Origin of the sequence: Moorena sp. SIO3A2 (genome assembly GCF_010672265.1) — a bacterium.
Taxonomy (GTDB): Bacteria; Cyanobacteriota; Cyanobacteriia; order Cyanobacteriales; family Coleofasciculaceae; genus Moorena; species Moorena producens.
The window spans coordinates 1-14,773 of the sequence record NZ_JAAHHC010000045.1 but is presented as its reverse complement, the minus strand read 5'-3'; the positions used below and the strand labels follow the sequence as shown (position 1 = coordinate 14,773).

The 14,773-nt window shown below is 44.2% G+C and carries 12 protein-coding genes and 1 pseudogene; 5 read left to right on the top strand and 8 right to left on the bottom strand.

All coding sequences use genetic code 11. The features are described from left to right. Positions 1–192: 192 nt before the first annotated feature. Positions 193–801 (top strand): 30S ribosomal protein S4, encoded by a 609-nt coding sequence (gene rpsD / locus F6K64_RS30595; RefSeq protein WP_008179879.1) that lies wholly within the window; start codon positions 193–195, stop codon positions 799–801. 384 nt (positions 802–1,185) lie between these two features. Here rpsD and moaA read toward each other — a convergent pair whose 3' ends face one another. Both moaA and F6K64_RS30585 read right to left on the bottom strand, forming a co-directional pair. Next, the gene (gene moaA, locus F6K64_RS30590) at positions 1,186–2,172 is read right to left on the bottom strand and encodes a GTP 3',8-cyclase MoaA (RefSeq protein WP_008179882.1); all 987 of its coding nucleotides are present in this window, start codon (positions 2,170–2,172) and stop codon (positions 1,186–1,188) included. A 51-nt stretch (positions 2,173–2,223) separates the two neighbouring features. Continuing rightward, positions 2,224–3,435: an RNA-guided endonuclease InsQ/TnpB family protein gene (locus F6K64_RS30585; RefSeq protein ID WP_008179885.1), complete on the bottom strand. Its 1,212-nt coding sequence runs from the start codon at positions 3,433–3,435 to the stop codon at positions 2,224–2,226. A 531-nt stretch (positions 3,436–3,966) separates the two neighbouring features. Here F6K64_RS30585 and F6K64_RS30580 point away from each other — a divergent pair. After that, positions 3,967–4,890: an alpha/beta hydrolase gene (locus F6K64_RS30580; RefSeq protein ID WP_008179887.1), complete on the top strand. Its 924-nt coding sequence runs from the start codon at positions 3,967–3,969 to the stop codon at positions 4,888–4,890. Positions 4,891–4,893: 3 nt separating this feature from the next. On the opposite strand, the gene F6K64_RS30575 is transcribed toward F6K64_RS30580, so the two are convergent. Continuing rightward, positions 4,894–6,153 carry an RNA-guided endonuclease InsQ/TnpB family protein gene (locus F6K64_RS30575; RefSeq protein ID WP_008179890.1) on the bottom strand — a complete coding sequence of 420 codons (1,260 nt, stop codon included), beginning with the start codon at positions 6,151–6,153 and terminating at the stop codon, positions 4,894–4,896. A gap of 777 nt (positions 6,154–6,930) precedes the next feature. Between F6K64_RS30575 and cbiD the strand changes: the two genes are divergently transcribed. Further along, positions 6,931–8,070 (top strand): cobalt-precorrin-5B (C(1))-methyltransferase CbiD, encoded by a 1,140-nt coding sequence (gene cbiD / locus F6K64_RS30570; RefSeq protein ID WP_008179892.1) that lies wholly within the window; start codon positions 6,931–6,933, stop codon positions 8,068–8,070. A 430-nt stretch (positions 8,071–8,500) separates the two neighbouring features. After that, the gene (gene guaA / locus F6K64_RS30565) at positions 8,501–10,144 is read left to right on the top strand and encodes a glutamine-hydrolyzing GMP synthase (RefSeq protein ID WP_008179893.1); all 1,644 of its coding nucleotides are present in this window, start codon (positions 8,501–8,503) and stop codon (positions 10,142–10,144) included. 875 nt (positions 10,145–11,019) lie between these two features. Here the strand turns inward: guaA and F6K64_RS30560 are convergent. Further along, positions 11,020–11,538, bottom strand: coding sequence for a choice-of-anchor E domain-containing protein (locus F6K64_RS30560; protein ID WP_008179897.1), 519 nt, complete (start codon positions 11,536–11,538; stop codon positions 11,020–11,022). Between the two features lie 115 nt (positions 11,539–11,653). Further along, positions 11,654–12,753 (bottom strand): annotated as a pseudogene (locus F6K64_RS30555) (IS701 family transposase). Between the two features lie 361 nt (positions 12,754–13,114). Here F6K64_RS30555 and F6K64_RS30550 point away from each other — a divergent pair. Continuing rightward, positions 13,115–13,264: a hypothetical protein gene (locus F6K64_RS30550; RefSeq protein WP_154659681.1), complete on the top strand. Its 150-nt coding sequence runs from the start codon at positions 13,115–13,117 to the stop codon at positions 13,262–13,264. Between the two features lie 118 nt (positions 13,265–13,382). On the opposite strand, the gene F6K64_RS30545 is transcribed toward F6K64_RS30550, so the two are convergent. The 3 genes from F6K64_RS30545 to F6K64_RS30535 form a co-directional block, all read right to left on the bottom strand. After that, complete coding sequence (locus tag F6K64_RS30545) at positions 13,383–13,853, bottom strand: IS66 family transposase (protein ID WP_008179902.1); 471 nt, start codon at positions 13,851–13,853, stop codon at positions 13,383–13,385. Between the two features lie 50 nt (positions 13,854–13,903). Continuing rightward, complete coding sequence (locus F6K64_RS30540) at positions 13,904–14,401, bottom strand: hypothetical protein (protein WP_048815169.1); 498 nt, start codon at positions 14,399–14,401, stop codon at positions 13,904–13,906. Positions 14,402–14,575: 174 nt separating this feature from the next. Continuing rightward, on the bottom strand, positions 14,576–14,773 hold a 198-nt coding region (locus tag F6K64_RS30535; protein WP_287265468.1), incomplete at its 5' end, for a transposase.

Genomic DNA, 14,773 nt, shown 5'->3' with positions numbered 1-14,773 from the left:
AATGCTGATAGCTGACCTTCTCAGGTGGTTTGCACTATGGAAATTCCCGTAGATAGGGCTATTGAGCTAACACCTGCCCGGAATCTTCCCCATGGCAATTTCCTTATGCCCACGGCCCTAATAAATTGTATGATAATAGTTTTGGGAAATCTTTAGTCAAGATAGTACACAAAATAGTAAAGAGGAAGTTATATGGCTCGATATAGAGGCCCGCGTCTGCGGGTCGTTCGCCGTCTGGGTGATTTGCCCGGTTTAAGTCGTAAAACGCCGCGCCGTGCCTATCCCCCAGGTCAACATGGTCAAAACCGTCGGAAACGCTCAGAATATGCGATCCGTCTCGAAGAAAAGCAGAAACTGCGCTATAACTACGGAGTGACTGAAAAGCAGTTAATTCGCTATGTCCGTAAAGCTCGTCGAGCCACCGGTTCCACTGGACAAGCTTTGCTGCAACTGCTAGAAATGCGACTGGATAACACAGTCTTCCGCATGGGTATGGGAGGTACCATCCCAGCGGCTCGTCAGCTCGTGAGTCACGGTCATGTTACAGTAAATGGTACAGTAGTCAATATTCCTAGCTATCAGTGTCGCCCTGGCGATGTGATTGCGGTTAGAAACCGTGATCAATCCCGCCGTCTAGTAGAACGTAACTTGGAATTTCCTGGCTTAGCAAACCTTCCTAGCCATTTAGAGTTTGATAAGAACACCTTCACCGGGAAGGTGAATGGGATTATTGATCGGGAATGGGTGGCATTACAAATTAACGAGCTACTGGTGGTTGAGTACTACTCCAGGAAAGTCTAACCCGAGTTGAAGGTTGACAACGGTTGAAAGTTAACAGGTTGAAGGTTGACAACGGTTGAAAGTTAACAGGTTGAAGGTTGACAACGGTTGAAAGTTAACAGGTTGAAGGTTGACAACGGTTGAAAGTTAACAGGTTGTTCGCCTGTGGCGTTCCTGTAGGGTAGGTTGAAGGTTATAACCTGGAACCTGCTAACCTGTAACCTGTAACCTGCTAACCTGCTAACCTGTAACCTGGAACCTTCAACCTGACTAACCTGCAACCTTCAACCTGACTAACCTGCAACCTTCAACTTGACTAACCTTCAACCTTCAACTTGACTAACCTTCAACCTTCAACTTGACTAACCTTCAACCTGCTAACCTGCTAACCTGCAACCTAAAAAACTATCCGCCGATTTGTGACATCGTCCTTGTATATGAACCATCGATACCAGAGTCTCTCTCCTTGAAATTGATTTCTGGTTTAATCATCAGCAACTGTCTGACCTGCTCTCTTAAGTCAGCGGTATCAACGCCGCTGCGTAGAGCAGTTTTTAAGTCAACTTGACCTTGTTCATTAAGTAGGCAGGGACGCAGCCAACCATCAGCAGATAGACGCATCCGATTGCAGCGATCGCAAAAACATTCTGACATCTGACTAATAAATCCCAGGGTGCCCTTGGCACCAGGAATCTGGAACACATCAGCTGGGCCATTACCCCGGACACTGGATTCTATCAAACCCCAGCGTAAGTGAATCCGTTGCCGTAATTCTTCCGAAGGTACCCACGCCCGCTGACCAAATAGCTGGGAGTTCCCGATGGGCATAAACTCGATAAATCTAACGTGCCAGGAGCGGTGAATGGTTAGAGCAGCTAAATCCAGCACTTCCTGGTCATTAACTCCTGGAATTACCACCACATTCAGCTTTAACGGGTCAAATCCAACCTGATGGGCAGCTTTTATCCCTTCCCAAGTCTGTTCCCAGCGCGAACGTCCCCGATTGCCGATAATTTTGTCAAATGTCTCTCGATTGAGGGAGTCCAGACTAATATTAATCCGCCGTAAACCCGCCTGGTAGAGTTCCTTTGCCATACCAGCCAGTAAAAAGGCATTGGTAGTCATCGCTAAATCTTGTGTTTCCGGTAAAGATGCGATCGCTCTGACTAACTCCACTACACCTGGACGCAATAGGGGTTCACCTCCCGTGAGGCGAAACTTTCTAAATCCGACCGGGATAAACACCTCCTTGACCAGAGTCAGCAGTTCTTGATCAGTGAGTAATTCTTGCCGTAGGATATAGTCAAGCTCTGCTCCTTGAGGCATACAGTACTGACAACGGAAGTTGCAGCGGTCAATCAAGCTAATCCGGAGATAGTCTACAGTATTCATATATTGCACCGGATCATGGGGTTTCAAAGGGTTTTGTTGACACTCCCCGGCCTAAAGGCGCGGGGATTCTTCAATCAACGACCCGACTTGCTGAACCTGGCCGGAACCAAGAACAGTAGAGGTCAGATCTCCTGAAGCCTTCGGGTCTATGACCCAAGTTCCGACGTGCCCCGTCGTACTTATGGCTCGATTTCGGATATTGATAGCGGCATTATGGTCTCTGTCAAGTTCACACCCACATTTACAGGCATGAGTTCTAGTAGATAAGGATTTCTTGACAGTTTCGCCACACTCAGAGCAGTTTTGACTGGTATAGGCGGGGTTTACTGCGACAGTTACCCTGCCTAACTTAGTCCCAAAGTGCTCCAACCATTTCCTGAATTGATACCAACCAGCGTCATTAATAGACTTAGCAAGGCAGTGGTTTTTAACCAGGTTTTTAACTCTTAAATCTTCGTAGGCGACCAGGTCGTTAGACCGGATTACGCAACGTGCCAGTCTCTTAGCATGTTCTTCACGTTGCCTACTTATTTTAAGGTGCTGCCTGCCTAATCTGTTAACCGCTTTCCTGCGATTGGATGAGCCTTTCTTTTTTCGAGAAACTCGACGTTGATAAAACTTTAAGCGTTTCTCCCCTTTTCTATAAAATCGGGGATTTGGTTCGGAGTGACCATTGGAATCTGTATAGAACTCTTTAAGTCCTACATCCAGCCCAATCATCTCACCTGTGTACTCTATTTCCTCTTTTACGTTAACTGCAACGCAAAATTGAACGTAGTACCCATCAGCTCGCTTAACTATCCGAACTCGGTTGATTTGCTTTTTGTCGAAGCGCCATAAATCCCAGGTACCTTTGAGCTTAAGCTTTCCGATCCCCTTCTTGTCCGTGAACGTTATTGATTTCTTGTCAGGGGATAATTTCCATCCTGACTTCTTATATTCGACAGACCGAGCATGTTTTTGGAACTTGGGAAAACCCTTTTTACCTGGGACTTTTTTCTTGCAATTATCGTAGAAGCGAACAATCGATGACCATGCCCTCTCAGAGGCAGCCTGACGGGCAGTAGAGTTCAATTCATTAGCAAAGGGAAACTCTTTAGCCAGGATTTTAGAATACCTACTAAAGTCACTTTTCCCTGTCCCTTTATTGTCTAACCATAGACGAATGCAGCTATTACGAATGAATTTAACCGTCCGGAGCGCCTCGTCTATTGCTGAATATTGGGACTCTTTACCTTTCGCTTTAAACTCTAGTATAATCATTGACCTTGACCTTGACCTTCGGTCACGCTACCCGAACGGTCACGCTACCCGAACGAATCTCGACCTCTTTCGATATATATTTATACTAACAGAATCGTATAAAACTTTCAAGTATCAATCAAGATTCTCTTCTACGCGACTTTAGTCGCTAGTCACTTTCATCCCCGGTCTTTAGACGCGGGGCTTTCAGTGTTGGGAACTCGAGTAAGCACTTACACAGAATTAATCGCCTACTCCAAATCTCTGTAACCTTTACCCTGCAAGGCTTTGAGTTTTGGAAAATGTGTAATTAATTTTGTGTACCTGCTTAATAGGTTATACCTATTCCGGAATATGTCCCTCAGCCCTTGTAGCTAATGCTATGCAGCATCTCTTTCCAAGAATCCAGTGATACTGCAACTGTTAGGGTGCATTCCTTTTCTTGCAAAGCCTATTCTGTGTCCCTCAAGGGAGTGTCACAATTGGTTACTCATGGTGTCCTCCCCTACCTAAAATCGATAAGAAACTACCAGTATTCCAGATTTAGGGGAAATGACCGACAAACCAGATTTTCTTCTATACGCACAACACGGATGGGCGGATAACTCTAAAGCGATGGCACGCCTTGCCCAATCCTTAGCCACATCCCGCACTGCCATCATTACTCCCGATCTCGGTTGGTTCAAAACTTGGCTCTGGATAGAACCCCTAATCAACCAACTCGAACACATTGTCTTAGATACCATTGTCACTTATCCCCAGACACCAATCCGAATTATTGGTCATTCCATGGGTGGCTTAATTTGGCTAGAACTCCTCAGCCGTCACCGAGACTGGTGGTCACAAGTAGAATCCTTAGTGTTGATTGGTTCTCCTATTGGTGGTGCAGATGTAGCTAGAATTATTGACCCCTTGGGCATTGGTATTGGTATCGCAAAGGATTTAGGTATCAACCGCCGACAACTAGCAGAGTCCATTGGCGCAGTGATTCCCACATTAGTAATAGCTGGTGATAGTGATCACGGTAGCGACGGCACGATTACAATAGAGACAACCAAGTTTTCTCGTAGTCAATTCGTTTGTTTACCTAATGTGCATCATGCTGCTCTCAAAAATCATCCTTTAGTCGCAGCAGAAATCCAGAAATTTTGGGCGAATCCAGTTATCACACAACCTCCTCCACCAGGAGACTTTATTACTAGCTTAATTCAACAATTACACTCAGTCCCAGGTATGACTGATGGTCATGGTAGAGATTTTCACCGAGCCAAGACCTATATAACATTTAAAAATGGCATTTCCATTCGGACTTGGAAGAATCCTTTACTAATACACCATGTATTTGTGGCTAGCCCTGAAGGAGACTGTCTCTACAGTGGTTTTGTAGGTTGGATACATAATCAAGCCTTATATCAAACCCTTGGGACTTTGACATGCTCCCTCGTTAAATCGGAGATTATAACGAGGGATTCCTAAACCTCACGACTTAGGTTTACTGCTTTTGCGGCACTTATCTAGGTTGTTACCAACCCCTGACAGAACGCCTACACAGTCAATTTCCTCCACGGTCTGCCCGACCGCAGCGATACCTCGTTGACAAATCACTTGGGCGGCTGCAACATCTCGGTGAATTTCATAACTACATTCAGGGCATTTGTGGAGTCGTTCAGATAAATCTTTCTTGCCTGTATGTGCCCCACAATTGGGGCAAATTTGACTCGTATACCTATAATCGACCTTGCCAAAATATATACCCCGTTTCCAACACACCCAAGCCAGAATATTGAAGAACTGACCAAAACCTGCATCAAGAGTATGCTTACTCAGCATTCCTTTTGCCCAGGTTCTAAAGTCTAAGTCTATGTCCTTCGGACAGGCTTCGCCAACAACAAATATCATGCCCGCTTGGTCACACAAATGATCAGCTAACTTAAAGTGGAAGTCTTTTCGGGTATCTGTGATTTTTTGATGTAGTCTAGCAATTTTATGATTGAGTTTATGTCGATTCGCTGAACCCAATTTCTTTAACTTCAGTCTACGTTGCAGTAATTTCAACTCGCCGTGTAGTTTTGTTAAAAACTTTGGACGTTCAATTAACTCACCATCAGAAGTTGCTAAGAACTTATCTAACCCAACATCAATCCCCAGTGGATGCCCCCATACTGGTGTATCAGGAACACTTACGTCACTCTGCAAAGCAATCATTGCAAAATAACCACTGGCTCGTCTAACCACTCTCACTTGCTTGATTTTGAACCCCTCAGGTATTGGTCGTGATAATCGCATCTTGACCATCCCAATTTGAGGTAATTTAATCAAATCATTGACTACGGGATTAGCCTTAAACTGAGGGAAGACAAAAGACCGCATTCGATACTTATTTTTGAATCGTGGGAACCCATGTCCCTGATTCTTCATGCTTGTAAATGCTTTGTCCAGTGTCTTAAGCACTTGTTGTAGGACTTGTGCGTTAACACGCTTCAGTTCGGGGTTAGACTTTTTAGCCTTGGTTAAACCTGCTGACTGTTCTTTGTATCCCGGATAAGGTGCATTCGCTGGGATGATGTATTCTTGCTGTAACGAACAAGAATTTATCGAACACTTTCTACTGTTATACCAGTCCTTTCTCTCCCTTAAGGCATAATTCCAAACCTTTCTTGTGACCGCTAACATTTCTTCAATGATTGCGATCTGATCTTTTGTCGGGACTAGCTTGTACTCGTAGGTTAGTGTCAACATTAGCCTATTTTAACATGATTCTATCAAAACCAGATATTCTGAGTAGAATTAGATACACCAATACTTTCAACCGTAACGCTATCCCGTTGTTAATTTATTAGTCGTGATTCATCTCACCGCTAAATCAAAGATTATAGCGGTGAGATGAATCACGACATTTTCTGATAGCAAAGGGAACAGGGAGTAGGGAGTAGGTGCGATTCGTTAGCTAGAAACCTTACCCGATCAGGGTATGGGGGATTTGCTGCCCTTGACACATGAGCCCTTACAACTTGATAACCATGCAGGTGTTAGCCCAGCCGGAGCGGAATCCGAGTGACAGCCTTACCCCTATTAGTAAGACATAACTTGCTTACTGATAAAGCGGGGTCAAGTAGTGAAGCACTGCCAGCTATCATGTGGTGTTAGTAACAGGCTTCGACTCATGGGTACACACCGAAGGTATGTTTAAATCATCGTCATGCTCACGTGGCGCAATAGGCAGCAATCGCCACAGACAAAAGTCAATGGGATTTTGACTAAAAGTTCTACTCCTTTTAGAGATTCCACTATACTATCCTCGGTGAACAGTACCGCCCTAAAAGTCCAATCAATGGTTATCAGGAACGAAGTAACCTCTGTATTTGCTCTGATGAAGGTCGATACTAGAGTAGGTAGTTAGCCGCAAGGGATAGGTCGGCAAGATTGACCTCAGAAGCCAAAGTCACCGGGTAATGCCTAGAATATGCTGACGGACTCACATTTTAGGAAAAGAAATAGTTGTAAGTACCAATTGATATGTCCCTACCTCAATCTGGATATACCTTACCGGTATTCGCCTGTGCCTCAGCAATAGCCGCCCTCCATCAGTTACGCAACGGCCAACCCTTGGAAACGGTTTCAGTGGACTTAATTAACCCTCCTGAAACCGTAGACATTCCCATTGAGCAAGTGGCTAGGATTCGAGAAGGGGTAGCGCTAGCTATTACTCACTCTAACCCTGGTGATAACCTTGACCTTACCCGTAATACCCCAATTTGGGCAGTCGTAGAATGGGGTTCCTCGGAGCAAACTGAATCGATACAGTTATTAGGGGGTGAAGGAATTGGACGACAAATCAATGCCGGAGGCAAACCAGCCATCTATGCTTATGCCGAGAAACTATTGCACCATAACTTGAGTTGTCTGCTAGCACCGTCAGAGAAAATTCAGGTGACGATTATCTTGCCGGAAGGGCGGAAGTTGGCACAGCGTACTTCTAATTCTGCCTTTGGTGTAGTAGAAGGACTTTCCCTACTAGGAACTACTGGCATTTCCCAGCCTCTGAGTGCTCCTGGTCAATTAGCTGCTTACCAGGAGGAATTAAAAGCAAAAGCCAGCAAATTGCTAAAAGAGCAAGCCTCCTCACATTCGACAACACTAGTGTTCTGTGTCGGAGAAAATGGCTTAGATTTGGCGCGAGGCTTGGGGATTAATCCCGAGCGGCTGGTTAAAACAGCCAATTGGCTCGGACCGTTGTTGGTAGCAGCTGGATACTCCCAGGTGCCAGAACTTTTGTTATTTGGCTATCATGGTAAGTTAATTAAACTGGCAGGAGGAATTTTTCATACTCACCACCACCTAGCTGATGGACGACTGGAAATACTCACCGCTCACTGTGCGCAGTTAGGAGTACCAACCCCACTGATCAGGCAAGTATTTGGCAGTCAAACCACTGAAGCTGCTCTCAATTGTCTGCGTCAATGGGATCAGACTCAGGGCACTGATTGGGTAAATCAGGTTTATCATGCGATCGCATTGACCATTGACCAACGCTGCTTTGACTACATCCGCAAACACAGTGAGCAGCATATCCAGGTGGGCTCTGTATTGTTCGATCGCGGACGCAAAATTATTGTTACCAGTCCCACAGGTTGGACATTGATTTCAAATTTGTGATAAATTTTTATAAATCTTAATATATTGGCGGGCGGATCTTGTAGCCGAACCCAATGTATGATAAATTAACCTGATTATCAGCTGAAACTTCGCATTTCAGGACATATAGACTGAAACCCTGAAAAATCTTCTGACTAGAAGTCACGAGATTGTCAACAGACATACCACTGCCAGGCAGGTCTATGAAGTGCGTGTGGGAGTGGAAACTGAAATAACCGTAAACAGATTGAGTTCTGTATCGTCGATGAGAGTCTACGACTCAGACTAACTGGTTAATGCCAGCGCTACCATCCACATCAAAGTGTTGGGGCGTTGAAGGATTAATTTACGGAAACCATCAGCTTTCAACCTATCTGTTCATAGCAATCAATTTATGCTGCCCAGAAGCACACCTAGGCAGCGACCTGTTCGTACATTCACACAACTAAACATGACGAACACAGCAGTAACCCTAAGGACCAACAAACTATCTTACCAGAAAGAGGCATTGGCTGTAGCCTCTCTAGCAGAGCAGTTGAATCGCCAGATGATTGTGATTCTGGACTTCGGCTCTCAATACTCGGAACTGATTGCTCGTCGCATTCGCGAGACTAACGTTTACTCCGAGGTGCTATCCTATCAGACCACAGCTCAACAGCTACAGCAGCTTCATCCCCAGGGCATCATTCTCTCTGGAGGTCCCAATTCCGTCTATGACGATGGAGCCCCCCTATGTGACCCAGAAATTTGGAATCTCGGTATACCCGTGCTAGGGGTTTGCTATGGGATGCAGTTGATGGTGCAACAACTAGGCGGAACAGTTACCAGAGCCAAGAAAGCTGAGTATGGTAAAGCCGCCTTACTCATTGATCACCCCACTGAGTTACTGAGCAATGTGCGAGACCACTCAACCATGTGGATGAGCCACGGAGATTCCTGTGTGACTTTGCCAGATGGCTTTGAAGTCCTTGCCCATACTCAGAATACCCCTTGTGCGACCATCGCTAACTATCATAAAAAACTTTATGGCGTGCAATTCCATCCAGAGGTTGTGCATTCAACCGATGGTCTTGCCCTAATCCGTAACTTTGTTTACAACATCTGCGAGTGTGAACCCACTTGGACCACTGCTGCTTTTATTGAGGAAGCGATTCGAGAAGTGCGTGCCAAGGTTGGGGAAAAACGGGTTCTGTTGGCTTTGTCTGGTGGAGTAGATTCCTCTACCCTTGCCTTCTTACTCCATCGCGCAATTGGGGATAAACTAACTTGTATGTTTATTGACCAAGGCTTCATGCGCAAAGGCGAGCCAGAGCAGTTAGTGAAGCTATTTCAGGAAGAATTTTGTATTCGAGTAGAGTATGTGAACGCTCGCGATCGCTTTTTGGCTCGCCTTGCTGGTGTCACTGACCCAGAAGAAAAGCGTCGCCACATCGGTCACGAATTCATTCGCGTCTTTGAAGAAGAATCCCAACGTCTTGGTCCATTTGATTATTTAGCTCAGGGTACCCTCTATCCGGATGTAATTGAATCAGCCCATACCAACGTTGATCCCAAAACCGGTGAGCGGGTAGCTGTGAAAATCAAGAGCCATCACAATGTCGGAGGCTTACCCAAAAACCTACGCTTCAAGCTGGTAGAACCATTACGCAAGCTATTTAAAGACGAAGTGCGCCAACTTGGTCGTGACCTCCACTTGCCAGAATCGATTGTGCGCCGACATCCCTTCCCCGGACCAGGATTGGCGATTCGCATCATTGGTGAAGTGACCCCAGAACGGTTGAATATTCTGCGGGATGCTGATTTCATCGTTCGAGATGAAATTCACCGACAGGGGATGTATAACGACTTTTGGCAAGCCTTTGCCGTGTTGCTCCCAATACGCAGTGTGGGAGTAATGGGGGACAAGCGCACTTACGCTCATCCGATTGTATTGCGCTTTGTTTCGAGTGAAGATGGTATGACCGCTGACTGGTCACGAGTACCTTATGACTTACTTGAAACTATTTCCAACCGAATTGTTAATGAAGTCAAGGGAGTTAATCGGGTAGTATATGATATTACCTCCAAACCTCCTGGAACCATAGAGTGGGAATAGTTTCTTCAAAGCGTGATTAGTGATTAGTGATTAGTGATTAGTGATTAGCCATTGTTCATTGGTCAGATGACGTAAGCGCTGAGCCAAAGGCTCACGCTACGCGAACAGGTTATTTTATTCAAAAACATCGATTGCGCTACGCGCACGCTGCGCGAACAGTAGCGTTGCCACAGGCCAATGGCTCATAGCTGATAGCTGATAGCTGAATGCTTACCAGATGAGTGACAGCTCCCACACTGACTCTTTGAGTTCAGTGTGGGCAACAAGCGCCAATCCAGCTATTGCGCGCGGAGGCGCTGGGCTTTAAGAACGGACTGCCCTCTCTTGATGCAAAGCGCGAGTGGGGGAAACCACGGCAGTCGCTCATGGGGGGGACCCCCAAGACCGCGCTGCCTCCCCAAGACCGCGCTGCATCGCTGCCGCTCTGTTTTCTTGGTCTTTTGTTTAATAATGTTTGACCAACTTTCCAGCATTTATGGCCTTTGGCCACGCTACGCGAACGGCTTTGAAAGTCAGTATTTCCAGTATAACACATCGATTGGTCTAAAGTGAAAGACTCTGTGCAAAATTCATCCCTGGAGACGAAACCTTAGATAGGGTCGCTTTATTACAAAAGATTTAACCCTTTTACCCATAACCGACTAACCATAAAAGCGACCCGATCTTACGGTAACTTTAAACACTCATGCTGCGCATGTTCGTTGTGGGGCTTCTTTTGCCGGAAGCTATAGTGATTTCAATTTATATTGAGAAAACTATTTATTGCTATAAAAGGGTTTCATACGAAAAAGTGTTCCATTGTTATTTGAAATGACTATAATCACTAAACAACATAAAACCGAAGTTTCCAGTTTAGTGGAACTTCGGTTGATACACTATGGCAAAAGCAATAATAAATAATTTTCAACTCTTCCTAGCCCAGACATAAACGTATTACTTGTGCTATCCGAAGCGGTACGCTCAGGCAATGTGACTCCAGAAGATCCTGCGAAATCAAGTACACCGTCATAGCTAGAGAGACCAACCTGTTCTAAAACTAGGGGCTTCACCTCAACTAGGGTAATATCAGGTTCACTCAAGATTAAGGCAATTTTAGATGCCAGATCCAAGGTTACTGTACTTGGAGCGCCTTCCTGACTTTCCGCACGGGCATTTCCCTGGACAAATCCGATCAGGTCAATCGTGACACTTTCGAGAGTCCCCAAAGCCTCATCGAATTTGGGGAGAATGAAAAATTTATCAACAGTTGTCGGTCGCCATTCAATGGTCTGAGTATGGGTGATACTAGCTGCATTAGCTGCACCAGTAGTCGCCAGCATACCAGCCAAAGTAGTCGCAGTAGTTGCTAGAAATACTTTCAGACGGGAATAGGTTTTTGCTGTGGATTGAGTCATGGTACTAACGAGTGATTAAGGTCTTCTGGTCATATCTCTGTAAAAGTCACTCCAACTTCGGATTTAGCTGGAGACAGGACTTACGCAAAGACACCAGATATGGAGTAGATTCTGATCAGACTAAATTCATAACTAAAGAAGGTTTTTTAAGTTCTTTAGTTAAATATGAATATAAACTTTGGGGCTTAATTTTATAAACTGTACATTTAGTCAAGTAAGCTAGTCTTTTCAGAAAATTCCACACCAAAATAGCACAAGCAATATGGTTTCTTTGGATTCGAGATTTACGACACTGACAAGATTGTCTGCCAGTCAATGTCTTGATGCAGTCGCTCATGGGGGAAACCACGGCAGTCGCTCATGGGGGGAACCCCCAAGACCGCGCTGCCTCCCCAAGACCGCGCTGCATCGCTTGTTTAAGTTCCCGGTGAAACTCCTCTATTTTCCAACGGTAAGAACAAGTGGATTTTACCTGTTCAATATCTGAGGCAGTTAGTTCATTTGTGGCAATGTATTCCGTTCTATTGGTAGAAATAGTAACCCGAAACAACTTCACCTTTTTCTGGTCAGGAAACTTTTTTAGTTTAATCAATTTCCCTGGTTTGACATCTAACTCACGACCCTCCAATGAGTCAATTCTTTGGGATTTTTCCTTACCTCCTGTTTCATCCACCAATCGATTCTTTTTTAAGGGACAGTAGTAGATTTTTTCCCAGTTATCAATTAAGGCCATTAGTCTTTGAGTGGCATACCAACTATCCATTAATACTCTTTTAAAGGGGAGTTTCTTATGAAACAATTTATGAGTATGTCTTCTACATGGTCTAGTTTGGTTTTTCCATCCTGTTCTGGAGCATATATCCGGTAATCTATCACCCAAAACTTACCGGTTTTACTATTAACGTATATACAATTTACTACTCCTATTCCTCGAACCACACTATGAGTATTTCCACTGTATTGTTTTCGCACCAATTCTATTTTATGGGAATGGTTTTTATCCAAAACTGTATCGTCAAATACTAGATAGCCATTTTCATCTACTTCAATATATTCTTTGACATTTAACCACAACGTCTTAGGATTAATTTTTTCGTTTTTTAAATATCGGTTAATTTGATCATGACTTATTTTTGGTAGATGCTCTGCCAAATTAGTTATGGTGTAATTGTTTTGGCTACTCAACAAATATTGACAGTAATCTAGCTTGTCCAATCTTTATTCCCATTATTTTTTTAGTTGGTTTCTCCCTTGATCTTATCATTTACTTTATCTGTTTTTCCCCTTTAGGGATTAATTTGGTTTTTCCTCGAATTGACACGCTATATATAGCGTAATTGCGTAAGTCCTGTGGAGAGCTAATTTGTCTCTCTTTGAACTAAGCAAATCTAGCGATGGCATAAATTGCCTGATTTCCGACAAAAAGCTGAAAATTTATTTAGGAATTACCGGAGTTGTACGGGTTTGTAATTATAGATGGTGTTAAGCGGTTAAGTAGTAGGATTAAATTCAATTTAACTGTTAATAAAATGTAACTTAATACAAGGCAAAAATAAACATAAAGGGATTCAATGCCTTGACAATTATTGACAACGTTAACTTTATTTATTTCCAGGTACTTACCACTGCGACTCTGTTGAGCTTGCCAAACCAGCTCAAAAAAGTTCTACAAGCTGACCATAATAGTGATGCAATTGGACGAGTAAACCGTAGCTTTATGGGATAGCCATAGGGTTAGTCATGGTGGATAAATCAGTCAATTACATTTTTTTTATCTAAAATCATCATCAAAAAATAGGCAATTTCTCAATAATCGCTGGTTGATAAATTGGATCAGCAAATTATCAGGCAGGGCTACCCACCAGTCCACGCTCTATAGCCTTTTGTCGAATCAAATCTGGTAAGGGGGGGATTTTGTCATCCCCTCGCAAGCGGGACAGTAAATACGCCCAAAAACAAATCCCTAATTTGCGACAGGTCTTTTTCAGACCAATCATGGTATCTCTGGCTTGAAGTCCGGCCTCAGAGCGAGTGCCACCACTGATTTTTCGACGGGTCACAAATTCTCGGATGTCAGAAAAGGCGGCATTATTGTGCAGAGGAATATTGGGAAAGTCGAGCACCCGGAGCAATTGCTCCTTGTTTTGTCTAAATTGGTTCAATGCGTTGCTCAGAGTGGGGTGGTGCAGATAACACCGACCAAAGATTTCATCAAAGCGAACAGATAGGTACTCCTTTTGCTCGGCACTCGGGTGATCTTGATAGGCAAATAAGCTGTTGGTAGTACTCCCATAGAAGGGTTTGGACTTCCTCAATGTTCTCTCGAAACTCAGCGGTACTCCCCTCTAATTTGCGGATGATTCGTTCAGCATGAACCCAACACAACCCATGAATGAGAATATTGAACTGTCTGGCTCCATCCTGCATGAATCAACAATTTTCGGTTAATGCCACTCTCGATTAATCCACCCAGCAGAGCGGCTTCGGTGACCCTCTGTGCCACTTTGGTCTGCACAATGCCAATCGACTCTAAATAGTCCTGCCATTGCTCAGGGCTATTCCCTAGCACCGTTGAACCAAAGCTCAATCGGTTCATATGCTTGTCGGCTAACTGATAGGAAGCTAAATATTGGTGGGCATCCTGATTGAGTACATAAATCGGGGCATTGCCTTGTAATACTGATAAGAAGTTGCGTCGAGTCTTGCGGGGGGTGCTCGCAAAGAAAGTAAACCATTCATTACCAATCACCGTGCAATACCCATTTTTCCCACTGTGTCGTGCTCCGGTATCATCCGTGTGAACATACTCTGAGCATTTTAATCCTGCCCCTAAAACCGATGCCTGAGAGAGTGTGAAACACATCTATCTTTGCCCTGAGGTATGAATTGATTTGACCGACCGATATCTCGATACCCCATTCCAGTAGCTGCTCATGAATCTTTGGTTGCGTCACTCGATTGTGATAGTACTGGTGCAAGATATATCCCACTAGTTGCGGGCCATAATGTCCAGAATTGCTGATAAGCTGTTGCGCATTTAAACTGTGATAACAGCATTGCCTTTGTTTTTTATTTTTCGTACCCATTTTATAATTAACCCTCCTTCATTTAAAAGATGATTTAACAAACATTCTAATTCTTCAATTGATTTGAAAACTCGATTGGCAATATATTCTTTTGCTGAATGCCAAACCAATTCAATTAAGTTATAATCAGGACTATACTCGGGAAGATA